The sequence below is a fragment of the Pseudomonas putida genome (assembly GCF_016406145.1).
Classification (GTDB): domain Bacteria; phylum Pseudomonadota; class Gammaproteobacteria; order Pseudomonadales; family Pseudomonadaceae; genus Aquipseudomonas; species Aquipseudomonas putida_E.
Map to the genome: position 1 here is coordinate 1,258,586 of NZ_CP066306.1, position 14,678 is coordinate 1,273,263.

At 63.2% G+C, this 14,678-nt stretch carries 15 protein-coding genes; 9 read left to right on the top strand and 6 right to left on the bottom strand.

Going from position 1 to position 14,678, the window contains the following annotated elements:
* Positions 1-2: 2 nt before the first annotated feature.
* The 3 genes from JET17_RS05755 to JET17_RS05765 are packed head-to-tail and all read right to left on the bottom strand — an operon-like array spanning position 3 to position 1,456.
* A complete protein-coding gene (locus JET17_RS05755; protein ID WP_012313056.1) occupies positions 3-479 on the bottom strand; it encodes an LEA type 2 family protein in 477 nt (158 codons plus the stop codon).
* Entirely contained in the window at positions 476-958 is a 483-nt protein-coding gene (locus tag JET17_RS05760; protein WP_012313057.1) for a YchJ family protein, read from the bottom strand. The genes JET17_RS05755 and JET17_RS05760 overlap by 4 nt, the downstream gene beginning before the upstream one ends.
* Positions 959-961: 3 nt before the next feature.
* Positions 962-1,456 carry a DUF6231 family protein gene (locus JET17_RS05765; protein ID WP_012313058.1) on the bottom strand — a complete coding sequence of 165 codons (495 nt, stop codon included), beginning with the start codon at positions 1,454-1,456 and terminating at the stop codon, positions 962-964.
* Between the two features lie 159 nt (positions 1,457-1,615).
* On the opposite strand from JET17_RS05765, the gene JET17_RS05770 reads away from it, so the two are divergent.
* The 3 genes from JET17_RS05770 to JET17_RS05780 all read left to right on the top strand — a co-directional run bounded on the left by JET17_RS05770 (position 1,616) and on the right by JET17_RS05780 (position 3,404).
* Positions 1,616-2,308 carry an OmpA family protein gene (locus JET17_RS05770; protein ID WP_012313059.1) on the top strand — a complete coding sequence of 231 codons (693 nt, stop codon included), beginning with the start codon at positions 1,616-1,618 and terminating at the stop codon, positions 2,306-2,308.
* Between the two features lie 87 nt (positions 2,309-2,395).
* The gene (locus JET17_RS05775; RefSeq protein WP_012313060.1) at positions 2,396-3,109 is read left to right on the top strand and encodes an OmpA family protein; all 714 of its coding nucleotides are present in this window, start codon (positions 2,396-2,398) and stop codon (positions 3,107-3,109) included.
* Positions 3,110-3,128: 19 nt separating this feature from the next.
* Positions 3,129-3,404, top strand: coding sequence for a DUF1145 domain-containing protein (locus JET17_RS05780; protein WP_012313061.1), 276 nt, complete (start codon positions 3,129-3,131; stop codon positions 3,402-3,404).
* Between the two features lie 16 nt (positions 3,405-3,420).
* On the opposite strand, the gene JET17_RS05785 is transcribed toward JET17_RS05780, so the two are convergent.
* Positions 3,421-3,885, bottom strand: coding sequence for a CopD family protein (locus JET17_RS05785; protein ID WP_012313062.1), 465 nt, complete (start codon positions 3,883-3,885; stop codon positions 3,421-3,423).
* A gap of 98 nt (positions 3,886-3,983) precedes the next feature.
* Here JET17_RS05785 and dinG point away from each other — a divergent pair, with 98 nt between their 5' ends.
* From dinG to JET17_RS05815, 6 genes are all read left to right on the top strand, one after another.
* On the top strand, positions 3,984-6,128 hold the full coding sequence (gene dinG, locus JET17_RS05790) for an ATP-dependent DNA helicase DinG (protein ID WP_012313063.1): 2,145 nt from the start codon (positions 3,984-3,986) through the stop codon (positions 6,126-6,128).
* A gap of 81 nt (positions 6,129-6,209) precedes the next feature.
* Positions 6,210-8,477 (top strand): beta-galactosidase, encoded by a 2,268-nt coding sequence (locus JET17_RS05795; protein WP_012313064.1) that lies wholly within the window; start codon positions 6,210-6,212, stop codon positions 8,475-8,477.
* Positions 8,478-8,584: 107 nt separating this feature from the next.
* The gene (locus JET17_RS05800; RefSeq protein ID WP_012313065.1) at positions 8,585-9,730 is read left to right on the top strand and encodes an EstA family serine hydrolase; all 1,146 of its coding nucleotides are present in this window, start codon (positions 8,585-8,587) and stop codon (positions 9,728-9,730) included.
* A gap of 99 nt (positions 9,731-9,829) precedes the next feature.
* The gene (locus JET17_RS05805) at positions 9,830-10,813 is read left to right on the top strand and encodes an OmpA family protein (RefSeq protein WP_012313066.1); all 984 of its coding nucleotides are present in this window, start codon (positions 9,830-9,832) and stop codon (positions 10,811-10,813) included.
* Between the two features lie 19 nt (positions 10,814-10,832).
* On the top strand, positions 10,833-11,480 hold the full coding sequence (gene pdxH / locus JET17_RS05810) for a pyridoxamine 5'-phosphate oxidase (RefSeq protein WP_012313067.1): 648 nt from the start codon (positions 10,833-10,835) through the stop codon (positions 11,478-11,480).
* Between the two features lie 200 nt (positions 11,481-11,680).
* Positions 11,681-12,145, top strand: coding sequence for a glycine zipper 2TM domain-containing protein (locus tag JET17_RS05815; protein WP_012313068.1), 465 nt, complete (start codon positions 11,681-11,683; stop codon positions 12,143-12,145).
* Positions 12,146-12,282: 137 nt separating this feature from the next.
* Here the strand turns inward: JET17_RS05815 and JET17_RS05820 are convergent, their stop codons facing one another.
* Together JET17_RS05820 and JET17_RS05825 are read right to left on the bottom strand one after the other, a co-directional pair.
* Positions 12,283-13,890 (bottom strand): NAD(P)/FAD-dependent oxidoreductase, encoded by a 1,608-nt coding sequence (locus JET17_RS05820; RefSeq protein WP_012313069.1) that lies wholly within the window; start codon positions 13,888-13,890, stop codon positions 12,283-12,285.
* A 103-nt stretch (positions 13,891-13,993) separates the two neighbouring features.
* The gene (locus JET17_RS05825) at positions 13,994-14,668 is read right to left on the bottom strand and encodes a COG3650 family protein (protein WP_012313070.1); all 675 of its coding nucleotides are present in this window, start codon (positions 14,666-14,668) and stop codon (positions 13,994-13,996) included.
* Positions 14,669-14,678 lie beyond the last annotated feature (10 nt).

Sequence of the window (14,678 nt, forward strand, 5' to 3'; positions counted from 1 at the left end):
GGTTACTCCGGTATGAAATCACCGGGGATTATCTCACCACTGCGCGATAAGTGCAGGTCCCGGTGGATAAGCAGCCCGGTCTCGAGCTCGCCCTGCAGGCGGTAGTGCAGCGGCTGCTCGCTCTTGAGCAGTTTGGCCAACGGCTTGAGCTGGCGCCAAAGATTGGTCCGCGCGGTGATCTTGAAGGTGCGCCGGGCATGTCCGCCGACGCTGCGCCAGACACTGGCCTGATCCTCCACCAGCATCAGGTCGTTGAGCCAGACCGAATAAGCCAGGTTACGAATGAACAGGCGGCTGTCATTAGGGTTGTCGACACGCAGGTGCAAGACGAACTCCTGCTCCAGCAAGCGTGCCTTGACTGTTTCGACCTTGACCAGGTGCACCTGCGGGGCGCGCCAGTCATCGTCACCCCATATCGCGCAGCCCGCCAGCAACGTCAGCAGAGCGCTGAGCAGGAACAGGCGGGCCAGGGCGATCACGCTCGGTTGCCCCAATAACTGGCGCAGCACTTCTTGAATTTCTGACCGCTGTTGCAGGGGCAGGGGTCGTTGCGGCCAGCCTTGAGTTCGACGGTCGGGTCGATGAAGTACCAGCGCCCGTCATGCTGCACGAAGGCGGAGCGCTCGCGGTGCTGGTGATCACCCTCCAGATCGTGCCAGCGCGCAGTGAACGTGACAAAGGCATGTTCAGGCTGGCCACCGAGCACCTCGGCGTTCTCCACCTCCAGGCCAAGCCAGGTGCTCTGGGCGCTCCAGGCCGCAATTGCGTTACGATCCAGGCCAGCCTGCTGGGCTGGCAAGGTGGTAGCTACCAGGTAATCGATCAGGCCGAGCACGTAGGCGCTGTAGCGCGAGCGCATCAGTGCCTGGGCATCCGGGGCCGGGGTGCCGGCGTGGTAGTGCCCGCAGCAGGCGTCCAGCAGGTTACCGCTGCCACAAGGGCAAACCGAGACACTCATTCATCACCACCAGTACTTGCCGAAGTTTTCAGGGTTGGCCCAGAACCTGGCGTTGAGCCAGTCGGGGACCTGCTTGTAGTCATGTAGATCATAGGTGAACAGGCTCAAGACCTGCTCGTCGCGGCGGAATTTCTCGCTGGCCGACAGGGCCAGGGCAAAAAAATCGGTCTCCTGCCAGCCACAGGCGCGCATGTCGGCCAGCACGGCGACACGGCTGGCGTTGAGGTTGCGGATGCCGCCAAGCAGTTCCAGGCCAGCGCGTTTGGGCAAGTGCTCCAGGCAATCCACCAGCAATGCCAGGTCGAAGCGCTGTGCGGCAACATGCGCTGCAAGCGCGCCTGGCTGGCAGGTCTCGATCGTCACCTGCGGGTGTGCTTGGGCAAACGCATCCAAGGCAGGAAAGCGCGTGCCTACCAGCAGCAGACGTTGCGGGGTGAAACGCTCCAGCAGGGCCGCCAGGGCCTGCTGGGGTGTACGTTGGGAAAAACCGTCGGTCATTGCCAATCCTCGTTCAGGTCTTCCAAGACTAACGGGCTGTCGGCCGTGGGCAAAGCGCCGTATGACCGTGTCGTGGCTTATTGCTGGCAGGGATGAGAAGCGCGGTCTTTACTCCCATGGATCGGCCTTATGCCGATTCCCCCTAGGAGAAGCTACGAAATGAGCATAGTACGCACAGCGATACCCCTGGTACTGCTCACCAGTGTGTTGACTGGTTGTGCAGGTTTGCAGAAAACCGACTGGCCGAAGTGTGCTGCCGTCGGGGGCGTGGGCGGCGCTGCCCTGGGCGCCATCGAAAGCTCCAGCTGGGCTGGCTGGGGTGCGTTGCTGGGTGGTGGCCTGGCAGCTGGTTATTGCTGGGCCAACGGCGATGGTGACGAGGATGGTGATGGCGTGCCGGACAGCCGTGACAAGTGCCCAGGTACTCCGCGTGGTGTGCAGGTCGATGCCAATGGCTGTCCGCCCGAGCCGGCGCCTGTGGTCGAGGAAGTCGTGGTACAGAAGGAGGAAGTCATCGTCATCCGAGACGTACACTTCGAGTTCGACTCTGCGCGCCTGACCCCAGCCGACAAGGAACGCCTGAACACCATTTCCACACGCCTGAAGCAGGAAGCGCCGAGCGCTCGTCTGAGCGTCACCGGCCACACCGACAGCGTTGGCTCCGACAGTTACAACCAGAACCTGTCCGAGCGCCGTGCCCACTCGGTGACCGATTACCTGGTCGAGAGCGGTGTACCACGCGCCAGCTTCGTGTCGGTGGTCGGTGCCGGCGAAACCCAGCCTGTAGCGGACAACGCCACAGCCGATGGGCGTTCGATGAACCGTCGCACCGAGATCAAGATCGAGCGCTGACGGCGTGCGCCCGCGCCTTGAGAAGTGGCGCGGGCGCGTCTTTACTCCTGTAGGCCGGTTGCGGCCAACGACACAGGAGCATTCATCATGAGTGTCATGTCAAAGGCGGCGCTGCCGTTGCTGGTGGTTTCCAGCCTGCTGGCAGGCTGCGCCACCCACAGTGACGGCAGTGCGCCCCTCAATCAACGGACCTGGCCCATCTGCAGCCTGCTCGGTGGGCTGGCCGGCGGTGGCCTGGGCGCTATCGAAAGCTCGAGCTGGGCTGCAGGCGGTGGCGCCCTGGGGGCGATCGCCGGCGGCCTGATCTGTTACGCCCAGGATGGGGATGAAGATGAGGATGGTGTCTTCGATCGCCGTGACCGTTGCCCTGACACGCCTGCTGGCACGGCGGTCGACCACATGGGCTGCCCGCTGCCGCAGTATCCGCCCAGCCAACCTGCACCCGACCCCCAGCCCCAGGTGATCTCCCTCGACGACCAGGGCCAGGTGATGTTCGCATTCGACTCTGCCGACTTGACGGCGGGTAGCCAGCAACGGCTGCAAAGCCTGTTGCCCAGGCTCAACGAGCTGGGTGTATCGCGGATCAAGGTAGTCGGCCATACCGACAATGTCGGGTCCGACAGTTACAACCAGGCACTCTCCGAGCGGCGCGCTGCCAGCGTCGCACAGTATTTGATCAGCCAGGGCCTGGCACCGCAGAAGGTGACGAGCGAGGGGCGCGGGGCTAGCGAGCCGGTGGCAGAAAACGACACCGAACAAGGCCGTGCGCAAAACCGGCGGGTGGACCTGCACCTTAACTGAGCAGCGATGGGAGCGGCAGATGAAATTCATTTTGGGAGTGGGTAAAACCCTGACCATCGCTTTCTGGGGCGTGGTGCTGTTCAACCAGATGCTGCCACAGCCCCTGCCGTTCAATCTGTTGATCAATGCTGCGGGTATTGCCTTGCTGGGGCTGCACGTTCTGGAAGTGCTGTTTTTCAACGGCAGCTTGCGTGGGCGCAGCCACCGCTGGTTCGATCGTTTGCAGATACTGCTGACGGGTATTTTCCATGTGATGTCCATACCGCGGCAGGCAGAGCTGACGCGCCGTGGCTGACCACGGCGCTGCGCTGCTATGCCGGTAACCGCGAACTGGCTACCGCCACCACCGCCAGCCCCAGCAGGAGGTTGGCCCCCACCATGCGCCGGATCCGGCCTAGCGCCGCGGCGCCTGCGGCCCAGTCTTCGGCTTGCACCGCAGCCTTCAGCTCAGGCAGCAACAGCGCCTGGATACGCATGAACAGCGCGAACATGGCGATCCCGCCCCCCATCATCACCTGTACATACCTGGGGGCTGTCTCGAAACCGTTGAAGCGCATGTGCAACATGCCGATACCACTTATCGCCAGAATGGCTACTGCCAGCCAGACCCATCTGAAGAAGCGTCGGAAAACTTCCACCCAGAGCCGAAGCCGGGCAGGCCCCTCAAGGGCTGCAACCGTTGCCGGGCGCAGCACCAGCCAGGCGAAGAACATGCCGCCGACCCACACAAGGGCGGCCAGTACATGCAGTGTGTAGGGGAGGGCAAAGGCAAGCATCCGGATCTCCATGCGGCACAATGGGCAATAGCGGGGTATGATAGCCGCCCCATGCGAAACACTGAAAATATATCCAGCCCTTCGGGCGCCTGCAGACCATGATCAGCAACGAACTCAAAGCCACCATCCAGGGCGCCTACTCGCGTTTTCTCGAAGCCAAGAGCCTCAAGCCGCGTTATGGCCAGCGCCTGATGATCGCCGAAGTGGCCAAGGTCCTGGGCGACATTGCCTGCGACGATGAAGGCCGCCGCGCGGGCGAGCCTGCCGTGGTCGCGGTCGAGGCGGGTACCGGTACCGGCAAGACGGTCGCCTATAGCCTGGCCGCAATCCCCGCCGCCAAGGCTGCTGGCAAGCGCCTGGTAATCGCCACCGCGACCGTGGCCCTGCAGGAGCAGATCGTCTTCAAGGACCTGCCCGACCTCATGCGCAGCAGCGGCCTGAACTTCAGCTTCGCCCTGGCCAAGGGCCGCGGCCGCTACCTGTGCCTGTCCAAGCTCGACATCCTGCTGCAGGAGGGCCATGCGCAATCGGCCACTGCGCAGCTGTTCGAGGAAGAGGGCTTTCACATCGAGGTCGACGAGCGCAGCCAGAAGCTGTTCAACAGCATGATCGAGAAGCTCGCCGGCAATCGCTGGGACGGCGACCGTGACAGCTGGCCCGAGGCCCTGGAAGACCAGGACTGGGCGCGGCTGACTACCGACCACAGCCAATGTACAGGCCGCCACTGTCCGAACTTCCAGCAGTGCGTGTTCTACAAGGCCCGCGAAGGCATGGGCAAGGTCGATGTGATCGTCACCAACCACGACATGGTCCTGGCCGACCTGGCCCTGGGTGGCGGCGCGGTACTGCCTGACCCGCGTGACACGATGTATGTGTTCGACGAAGGTCACCACCTGCCCGACAAGGCCATCGGCCACTTCGCCCACTTTTCGCGCTTGCGCTCCACTGCCGACTGGCTGGAGCAGACTGCCAAGAACCTGACCAAACTGCTGGCCCAGCACCCGTTGCCGGGCGATCTGGGCAAGCTGATCGAGCAGGTGCCGGAGCTGGCGCGGGAAATCCGCACCCAGCAACAGTTCATGTTCACCTTGTGCGAGCAAGTCGCCGACTTTCGCCCCAGCGAAGACGTGGAGGGGCGAGAGCGCCCGCGCTATCGCTTCGAAGGCGGCGTGGTACCCGAGCAGATCCGCGAAGTCGGCATCGAGCTGAAAAAGGGCTTCGCTCGCCTCAACGACCTGTTCACCCGTCTGGCCGACCTGCTCAAGGAAGGCATGGACGGCGAGGTCAACATCGGTATTGCCAGCCATCAGGCCGAAGAGTGGTACCCCTTGTTCGGCAGCCTGGTCACCCGCGCCCAAGGCAATTGGGAGCTGTGGACCGCCTTCACTGCCGAGGACCCGCAAGACAGCCCGCCCATGGCCCGCTGGTTGACCCTGGCCGAAAGCGGCGCGCTGTTCGACATCGAGGTCAACGCCAGCCCCATTCTGGCTGCCGAAATGCTGCGGCGTAGCCTGTGGAGCGTTGCCCATGGCGCGCTGGTAACCTCGGCGACGCTTACCGCGCTGGGCAAGTTCGACCGCTTCCGCATGCGCTCGGGGCTACCGCGCGATGCGGTGACCTGCGTGGTGCCCAGCCCGTTCGTGCATGGCGATGCCGGCCTGCTGCGGGTGCCCGACCTCAAGGCTGACCCGCGCGATGCTGCGGCGCATACCGCTGCGATCATCCGCGAGCTGCCGAACATCGTCGAAGACGCCCGCGGTGCGCTGGTGCTGTTCTCCTCGCGCAAACAGATGCAGGAAGTCTTCGACGGCCTGGACCGCGACTGGCGCAAGCTGGTGCTGATTCAGGGCAACCTGTCCAAGCAGGAAACCCTGAACAAGCACAAGGCGCGGGTCGATGATGGCCAGCACAGTGTGCTGTTCGGTCTGGCCAGCTTCGCCGAGGGCGTCGACCTGCCTGGTGCCTATTGCGAGCATGTGGTGATCGCCAAGATCCCCTTTGCCGTGCCTGACGATCCGGTCGAGGCGGCACTGGCCGAGTGGATCGAGGCCCGCGGTGGCAACCCCTTCATGGAAATTGCCGTGCCCGATGCATCGTTGAAGCTGATTCAGGCCTGCGGTCGCCTGCTGCGTACCGAGCAGGACCGGGGCGTCATTACCTTGCTTGACCGGCGTCTGGTCACTCAACGCTACGGCAAGGCTATTCTCAATGCGCTGCCGCCCTTCCGGCGGGAGATTTCCTGAAGGCCGGAGCATGATGTGCCGGCCCGTTGTCCACCACTCTGTCGCGGGCCCATGAGGGCCTGGAAGGAGAGCCTGAGCCCTATGATCCGCCGCACCTTGCCTGCTGTTCTCACCCTGTTGCTCAGCACGCCTGCAATGGCCGGGCAGCAGACGCTGTTCAGCTTCGTGCGCCCGGCTTCGGTCGTCAACGTGGCGACCGAAGGGGCCGGCATGCCGCAGTACAACGCCGAACAGACCGCAGAAGGCGAGGTGTTGCGGCGGGTGGTGTTCAACCCGGTTGAACGGCCGACCCTGCGGCTGAGCCCACAGAGTGGTGCATGGGATTGGTCGGCCGGGCAGTTTCTGACCTTGCGCCTGCAAAGTGCCATGGACTGGGCACTGACCGTCGATGTCACGGTGCTGGGCAGCGATGGCCGTACTCTGACCAGCCGTATCGACCTGCCTGCAGGGCCTGCGCAGACGGTCATGGTGCCGCTCAAGGCCAGCTCCCCTCTGAGCCAGGGCATGCGCGCCGGCCCACCGATGCCCTGGAACCATGAAGGGCAACGGTTGCTGCTGACCAGCAGCGCCGGTGAGGTCGATCTCAAGCAGGTGGTATCCGTCAGCTTGAGCATTCCCGGCCCCAAGGTTGCGCAGAACCTGCTGATCGAAAAGGTCGGTATCCAGGACGATGACCTTGCCTACCAGGCGGCCTACCACGCACTGATCGACGCTTACGGCCAGTCCACTCGCGGCCGCTGGCCCGAGAAGGTGGTCAACGATGAACAACTGAAGGCTGCTGACAACCGTGAGCTGCAACAGCTCAAGGCCTGGCTGGCCGAGCATCACAAGCAACAGCTGGACAGCTACGGCGGCCTGCTTGCCGGGCCGGCGTTCGAGGCCAAGGGTTTCTTCCGTACGGAAAAACGTGACGGCCGCTGGCACCTGGTAACCCCCGATGGCCATCCGTTTTACTCGTTGGGCGTCAATGCAGTGGCTGCCGATGGCGGGCGTACCTATGTCGCCGGCCGCGAAGGGATGTTTGGTGTGCTACCGGGCGAAGGTGACGCACTTGGCGCCTTTTATGGCGAGGGCAACAACGATGATGGCAATGCATCGTCGCAGGGGCGCAACTTCAAGAAGGGGCGCTGGTTCGACTTCTATGCGGCCAACATCCACCGCGCCCATGGCAAGCCTTGCCCGGCAGGGGGGGAGGTGCAACCTGCCGCGCCCTGTCCGCCGCCTTCGCTGGATACCGCTCGTTGGCAGGCACATACGCTCGATCGTTTGCAGGCCTGGGGCTTCAATACCCTGGGCAACTGGAGCGACCCTGAACTCGGCCAGGCCAAACGCATGCCCTATACCCTGCCGCTGTCGATCGTCGGTGACTATGCCAGCATCAGCACAGGCATGGACTGGTGGGGGCGCATGCCCGACCCGTTCGATCCGCGTTTCGCCATGGCCACCGAGCGTGCTGTGGCCATCGCCGCCCGTGACCACCGGGATGATCCTTGGCTGATCGGTTACTTTGCCGATAACGAGCTGGCCTGGGCTGCGCCTGGTAATGACCCCAAGGCCCGTTACGGCCTTGCCTATGGCACCCTGCGTCTGACAACCGATGTGCCGGCCAAGCGTGCCTTCCTCAAGCAACTGCGCGACAAGTACCGTAACCAGCAGGGGCTGTCCAAGGCCTGGGGCATTGACCTGCAAGCCTGGGAATTGATGGAAGACCCAGGCTTCGAGGCGCCGCTGCCCAACCCCGAGCACCCTGAGATCGAACGCGATTACCAGCACTTCCAGCAGGTGTTCGCCGAAACCTATTTCAAGACCATCGCCGATTCGCTGAACTGGCATGCGCCCAACCACCTTCTGCTGGGCGGGCGCTTTGCCGTCAGCACACCCGAAGCGGTCAAGGCCTGCGCCGAGTTCTGCGATGTGCTGAGCTTCAACTTCTATACCCTCAAACCCGATGACGGCTACGACTTCGCCCAGCTGGCGGAGCTGGACAAGCCGGTGCTGGTGTCCGAATTCCAGTTCGGTTCTCGTGACCGTGGGCCTTTCTGGCCGGGGCCGGTGGAAGTGGCGCGTGAAGAGGATCGTGGCCCGGCCTACGGCAACTTCCTCAAGGCGGCATTGGCGCAGCCGATGATCGTCGGCGCTCACTGGTTCCAATATCTCGACCAGCCTGCCAGCGGGCGTTTGCTCGATGGCGAAAACGGGCACCTTGGGTTGGTGGCGATCACCGATACGCCGTATCCGGATTTTGTCGAGGCGGTGCGCAAGAGTAACCGGAAGGCCGTTGGTCAGTTGAGCAGCCTGTTGCACGAAGGGGGCTCTACCACGGGGGCGCCAACCGACGAGGCGCCCTGAAAAGGGCGCTTTTCTGCGTGATCATCCAGCCTTGCCCAGTAGGCAAAACCGCCAACTACTGAAACAATGCACCCCTTTTTCAGCAAGGTCGAACGGAGAACGGGCGGGTGCAGATCCAGGGTCACTATGAGCTGAAGTTCGAGGCAGTGCGTGAAGCGTTTGCGGCATTGTTCGATGATCCCCAGGAGCGCGGCGCGGCGCTGTGCATCCAGGTCGGTGGCGAGACTGTAATCGACCTTTGGGCGGGCAGCGCCGACAAAGACGGCCAGCAGGCCTGGCACAGCGATACCATCGCCAATCTCTTCTCCTGCACAAAGACCTTCACTGCCGTCACGGCGCTGCAGCTGGTCGGTGAAGGCAAGCTGGCGCTGGATGCTCCGGTGGCGCGCTACTGGCCCGAGTTTGCCCAGGCAGGCAAAGAGAGCGTCACCCTGCGCCAACTGCTCAGCCACAGAGCGGGTTTGCCCGCCATCCGCGAACTGCTGCCAGCAGAGGCCCTGTATGACTGGCAAGCCATGGTCGATGCGCTGGCCGCCGAGACACCTTGGTGGACGCCTGGTACAGCGCACGGCTATGCCGCCATCACCTACGGCTGGCTGATCGGCGAGTTGATCCGTCGCGCCGATGGCCGTGGCCCTGGGGAGTCGATTGTGGCGCGTACCGCGCGGCCGCTGGGGCTGGACTTCCATGTAGGCCTGGCAGACGAAGAATTCCATCGCGTGGCCCATATCGCACGCGGCAAGGGCAACGCCGGCGATGCTGCCGCCCAGCGCTTGCTGCAGGTGACCATGCGTGAGCCCGAAGCGTTGTCTACCCGTGCGTTCACCAACCCGCCGGCCATCCTCACCAGTACCAACAAGCCTGAGTGGCGCCGCATGCAGCAACCGGCGGCCAACGGTCACGGCAATGCCCGTAGCCTGGCGGGTTTCTATGCCGGCCTGCTCGACGGCAGCCTGCTCGAGTCTGAATTGCTCGATGAACTGACGCGTGAACACAGCATCGGCGAGGATCGTACCCTGCTGACCCAGACCCGTTTCGGCCTTGGCTGCATGCTTGACCAGCCCGCAGTGGCCAACGCCACATTCGGCCTGGGTGCGCGGGCCTTTGGGCATCCCGGCGCAGGTGGTTCGGTCGGTTTTGCCGACCCCGAGCACGACGTTGCTTTCGGTTTCGTGGTCAATACCCTCGGCCCTTACGTGCTCATGGACCCAAGAGCCCAGCAACTGGTGCGTGTCCTTGGTACTTGCCTTTGATCGGGTAACGCGGGTATTGCGCAACCCCTTTGACTATCCTCAATGCCAACGCCTCAAGTGTGTGGGCAAAATCTCTTTCTATTTCATGGTGTATCGCTGATGTCTTCACATAAAACCTTAGCTCTCGCCCTGTGCCTGACCGCTATGACCGGCTGCGCCAGCCATTCCCAAGATGCCTCGAAGGGCGGCCTCAGCAGCTGGTGGCCATTCGGTTCGGACGAGGTCGCCGAGCAGGAAGTGAAGCAGGCCGTCACCGAAAAAGTCGCCAAGGCCGATGCCAAGTCCGAGAGCGCCAGCCGGTGGTGGTGGCCCTTTGGCGGTGACGACAAGCAGGCCAAGGGCCCGGTTGTACCAAAAATCGACGAAAAGGCCACCCAGGCCTGGCTCGACCAGTACGAGCCAAAACTGCGTGAAGCGATCAAGGACAGCAAATTGGAGTTGGAGCGCCGTGAGAATGTGTTGGTTGTGACCATCCCGGCTGACAGCTCCTACAACCCTGATCGTCCTAACATGCTGCTGCCTATGAGCCTGGGCCCGATTACCCGTGTGGCCAAAGCCGTCGAAGGCGACCCCAAGACTGCCGTGCTGGTGCTGGGCCACGCCGACACCAGCGGCGCTGCTGCTACCAACCAGAAGCTCAGCCTGGAGCGCGCCGCTTCCGTGTCGGCGATCTTCCGCTTGAGCGGCTTGAAGCGTGACCGCCTGTCGCTCAAAGGCATGGGCTCGGAAATGCCACGCGCAGCGAACGACAGCGTTGAAGGCCGTGCCCTGAACCGTCGCGTGGAGATGCTGCTGACACCGCAGAACACCATGCTTGCCCTGATGGCTAAATATCAGCGGCCAGCGCCGGCACCTGCCTCGATGGTTGCTGTCCAGGACACCAAGGCACCCGCTACCAAGGCAGCTGATACCAAGCCAGCCGCCAAGGCTGCGGCCAAACCTGCTGCCAAAAAGCCTGTAGCCAAAGCCAAGGCACCTGCTAAAACCACCGCCAAAAAGAAAGCTGCGCCGGCCAAGCCCGCAGCCAAGAAAGCTACCGCCGAGAAAAAAGTAGCCGCCAATAGCCCTGCGAAGACCAACTGATCGTCAAGGAAACGCAGCCATGACCCAATCCCTGGCCGATATGCGCCGCGACTACACCCGTGATGGCCTGGCTGAAGCCCAGGCGCCGGGCGAGCCGTTCGCTCTGTTCCATCAATGGTTCGCCGATGCGGTAAAGACCGAGCAGCCACCGGTGGAGGCCAATGCCATGACCCTCGCCACGGTCGACGGTGATGGCCGTCCCCATTGCCGCGTCTTGTTGCTCAAAGGGCTCGACGACCGAGGTTTCACCTTCTTCACCAACTACGACAGCGCCAAGGGCCAGCAACTCCAGGCCAACCCCTACGCTGCCATGACCTTCTTTTGGCCGGCGCTGGAGCGTCAGGTGCGCATTGAGGGGCGTGTGGAAAAGGTTACGCCCCAAGAGTCGGATGACTATTACCAGGTCCGCCCGCTGGGTAGCCGCCTTGGGGCCTGGGCTTCCCCGCAAAGCCGGGTGATTGCCAGCCGTGAGGCGCTCGAAGGGCTGGTGAAGGCCACTGAGGCCCGGTTCTCCGATACCCAGCCCCACTGCCCCGAGCATTGGGGAGGTTACCGCCTGCTGCCGGAGCGCATCGAGTTCTGGCAAGGGCGGGCGAGCCGGTTGCATGACCGGCTGAACTATCGGTGGGTCGATGGCCAATGGGCACGCGAGCGCCTGGCTCCCTGACGTTCATGGGGCTGCTCGGTAGCCCCGTGCATGCTGTCACCACTTCAATGCAGTAAACCCTGACTATCCTCTGTCTAGATTTCCAGGCCCGGCTCGGAGACTGTACCGTAGCTGAACGGAAATAATTTTATGGCTTTGCTACCGTGACAGCCGTCGAGGTGCAGCGTCTAATGGACACCTGACTTATGGAGACTTTACCCATGCGTAAATCCGCTTTGCTGGTGGCGACCTTTACCACCATGTCGTTGTTGTTGGGCGGCTGTGCTTCGAGCCTGACCGGCGACAGCTACTCCCGTGATGAAGCCCGTCGCGTGCAGACCGTGCGCATGGGTACTATCGAGTCCCTGCGTCCGGTCAAGATCGAAGGCACCAAAACCCCTATCGGCGGCGGTGCAGGCGCAATCGTCGGTGGTGTTGCCGGCAGCGCCATTGGTGGTGGCCGCGGCAGTATCGTTGCAGCGGTAATCGGTGCAGTGGCCGGTGGCCTGGCGGGTTCAGCTGCCGAGGAAGGCATCACCCGCACCCAAGGTGTCGAAATCACCGTGCGTGAGGACGATGGCAGCATGCGCGCCTATGTGCAGGCCGTGCAGGAGAACGAAATCTTCCGCGTCGGTGAGCGTGTGCGCATCATGACTGTCGACGGTACCAGCCGCGTTACGCACTGATCGCGGCAAAAACAAAACCCCGAACTGGCCATGCCCGTTCGGGGTTTTTTATTTGCCTGTCCTGGCCCTGTCGCCGGTAATCCGGCTCCCGGGGCAGCGCTGTTCACAGGTTCAGCGCTGTCTCTGCGGGGACCGGCTTACAGCCCGAGCATATCCCGCGCCACGGCCTCTGCAATGCGAATGCCATCAACACCCGCCGAGAGAATGCCCCCGGCGTACCCGGCACCTTCACCTGCAGGGAACAGCCCCTTCACGTTCAGGCTCTGGTAATCCTCGCCGCGGGTGATGCGCAGCGGCGAGGAGGTGCGTGTTTCGATGCCGGTCAGCACTGCATCATGCAGGTTGTAGCCTTTGATCTGTCGATCGAAGGCTGGCAGCGCCTCGCGGATGGCCTCGATGGCGAAGTCCGGCAAGCTCGGTGCCAGGTCACCCAGGGTGACGCCCGGCTTGTACGACGGCTCGACGCTGCCTAGCGCTGTGGACGGTTTGCCGGCCACGAAGTCACCGACCAGCTGCGCAGGTGCCTGGTAGTTGCTGCCGCCCATCACATAGGCGTGCGCCTCCAGGCGCTCCTGCAGTTCGATACCCGCCAGCGGGCCCCCCGGGTAATCGCGCTCAGGGTCGATACCGACCACGATGCCGGAGTTGGCGTTGCGCTCGTTACGCGAATACTGGCTCATGCCATTGGTAACGACGCGGCCAGGTTCGCTGGTGGCAGCGACCACGGTACCGCCGGGGCACATGCAGAAGCTGTACACAGAGCGGCCATTCTTGGCGTGGTACACCAGCTTGTAGTCAGCGGCACCCAGTTTCGGGTGGCCGGCATACTTGCCAAGGCGTGCCTTGTCGATCAACGTTTGTGGGTGCTCGATACGGAAGCCCACCGAGAACGGCTTGGCTTCCATGAACACGCCCTTACCATGAAGCATGCGGAAGGTGTCACGGGCGCTGTGGCCCAGGGCAAGCACCACGTGGCGCGACTGCAGCTGCTCGCCGCTCTCCAACACCACACCGCTCAGTTGGCCATCGTCGATCAGCAGGTCGGTGACCTTCTCCTGAAAGCGCACTTCACCGCCCATGGCGATGATGTCCTGGCGCATTTGCTCGACCATGCCGGTCAGGCGGAAGGTACCGATGTGCGGCTTGTTGATGTAGAGGATCTCGTCCGGTGCACCGGCCTTGACGAACTCTTCGAGCACTTTGCGGCCATGGTGAAGCGGGTCCTTGATCTGGCTGTACAGCTTGCCGTCGGAGAAGGTCCCGGCACCGCCTTCGCCAAACTGCACGTTGGACTCGGGGTTGAGCACGCTCTTGCGCCACAGGCCCCAGGTGTCCTTGGTGCGCTGGCGCACTTCCTTGCCACGCTCGAGGATGATCGGCTTGAAGCCCATCTGAGCCAGCAGCAGGCCGGCGAAGATGCCACACGGGCCGAAACCGACCACGATCGGGCGCTCTTGCAGGTCGGCAGGGGCGTGGCCAACGTACTTGTAGGTGACATCCGGCGCGACGCTGATGTTGCGATCGTCAGCGAACTTGCCTAGTAGCTCTGCTTCGTTGCTGGCTTCAAGGTCGATGGTGTAGATGAACAGCAGTTCGCTGTTCTTCTTGCGCGCATCGTAGCTGCGCTTGAACAGGTTGAAGCTGAGCAGTTGCTCATCGCGGATGCCCAGGCGCTGGACAATGGCTTCGCGCAGCGCTTCGTCGGGATGGTCCAGGGGCAGCTTCAGTTCGGTGATTCGTAGCATGGCAGGGTCCAGTATCCCGGCCATGGGCGGCCGGCGGCTTTACACAAACCGCCAAGTATAAGCTGTTCGCCGCCCTGACTGGCAGGATAAAAGTGCCCGGCGATCAGTTGTCGCGTGCACCGCCGTAGTAGCCGCAGCCCTGCAGGGTCTGGCCATCGATGCGCAGCTCGGCGCGCAGGTGGCGCACGGCACCGGTGGCAGTATCGACGCAACGCTGCGGGGCAACCCACAGTTCCACATGCTGCCCGTTGGCTTCGCTGGTCAAGGTCAGGCCGCCGCCGGGCACTTCCTCTTCCAGAAAGGGCAGCGGCAATGGTTCCTTGCCAATGCGGTTGAGCACCATGCCTTTGCCGCTGGCCTTGACGTCCCACTCGGGCTCATGACCGCTGGCGCGCAGGGTCAGTTGCTTGAAGTTAGGGTCTTCGCAGGCGCGGGTGGACGGTTCCAGACGGTACAGGCGGCGTACCTCGAGCTGGCCGTCGTTGTCGGCCTGCTTGCTGCCGGTCAGGCGCCCCCGCACATCGGCGAACAATTTGTCACCGGCGTCGTCGGCCAGATTCGCGGCTTCCTGCAAAATGCCGGTGCCGGCCACATCCTTGATCACGAAGCGACGGGACTCGTTGCAGGGTTTGAACAGCAACTGGCCGCCGCCGGCGCTCAATTCGCCCTGCATGCGCACAGTGCCGATGTTCGGATCGCTTGGTGGGGCGGCCAGCATCTGGCAGCCGGCGAACAGGGGCAGCAGGGCGGTGATTAGCAGGGAAGGGCTGAGACGCATGGGGCGGGGC